The sequence below is a fragment of the Enterococcus sp. NPDC086594 genome (assembly GCF_044746145.1).
GTDB lineage: Bacteria > Bacillota > Bacilli > Lactobacillales > Enterococcaceae > Enterococcus_D > Enterococcus_D entomosocium.
In genome coordinates this window covers 1-1134 of sequence record NZ_JBIVBP010000024.1, presented here as the reverse complement: position 1 = coordinate 1134, position 1134 = coordinate 1, and the positions used below count along the sequence as shown (strand labels likewise).

Annotated in this window: 1 rRNA gene; it reads right to left on the bottom strand. The window is 53.1% G+C overall.

Annotated elements, in window-relative coordinates:
• Window positions 1-60: 60 nt before the first annotated feature.
• Window positions 61-1134: ribosomal RNA gene (locus ACIPK1_RS17440) — 16S ribosomal RNA — on the bottom strand; the annotation flags it as partial.

Below are 1134 nucleotides of genomic sequence, written 5' to 3'. Positions count from 1 at the left end.
GTAGACCTCTCAAAACTGAACAAAGGCAAACGATGTGTAGTCTTCCGAAATATTCCTTAGAAAGGAGGTGATCCAGCCGCACCTTCCGATACGGCTACCTTGTTACGACTTCACCCCAATCATCTATCCCACCTTAGGCGGCTGGCTCCAAAAAGGTTACCTCACCGACTTCGGGTGTTACAAACTCTCGTGGTGTGACGGGCGGTGTGTACAAGGCCCGGGAACGTATTCACCGCGGCGTGCTGATCCGCGATTACTAGCGATTCCGGCTTCATGTAGGCGAGTTGCAGCCTACAATCCGAACTGAGAGAAGCTTTAAGAGATTAGCTTAGCCTCGCGACTTCGCAACTCGTTGTACTTCCCATTGTAGCACGTGTGTAGCCCAGGTCATAAGGGGCATGATGATTTGACGTCATCCCCACCTTCCTCCGGTTTGTCACCGGCAGTCTCGCTAGAGTGCCCAACTAAATGATGGCAACTAACAATAAGGGTTGCGCTCGTTGCGGGACTTAACCCAACATCTCACGACACGAGCTGACGACAACCATGCACCACCTGTCACTTTGCCCCCGAAGGGGAAGCTCTATCTCTAGAGTGGTCAAAGGATGTCAAGACCTGGTAAGGTTCTTCGCGTTGCTTCGAATTAAACCACATGCTCCACCGCTTGTGCGGGCCCCCGTCAATTCCTTTGAGTTTCAACCTTGCGGTCGTACTCCCCAGGCGGAGTGCTTAATGCGTTTGCTGCAGCACTGAAGGGCGGAAACCCTCCAACACTTAGCACTCATCGTTTACGGCGTGGACTACCAGGGTATCTAATCCTGTTCGCTCCCCACGCTTTCGAGCCTCAGCGTCAGTTACAGACCAGAGAGCCGCCTTCGCCACTGGTGTTCCTCCATATATCTACGCATTTCACCGCTACACATGGAATTCCACTCTCCTCTTCTGCACTCAAGTCTCCCAGTTTCCAATGACCCTCCCCGGTTGAGCCGGGGGCTTTCACATCAGACTTAAGAAACCGCCTGCGCTCGCTTTACGCCCAATAAATCCGGACAACGCTTGCCACCTACGTATTACCGCGGCTGCTGGCACGTAGTTAGCCGTGGCTTTCTGGTTAGATACCGTCAAGGGATGAAC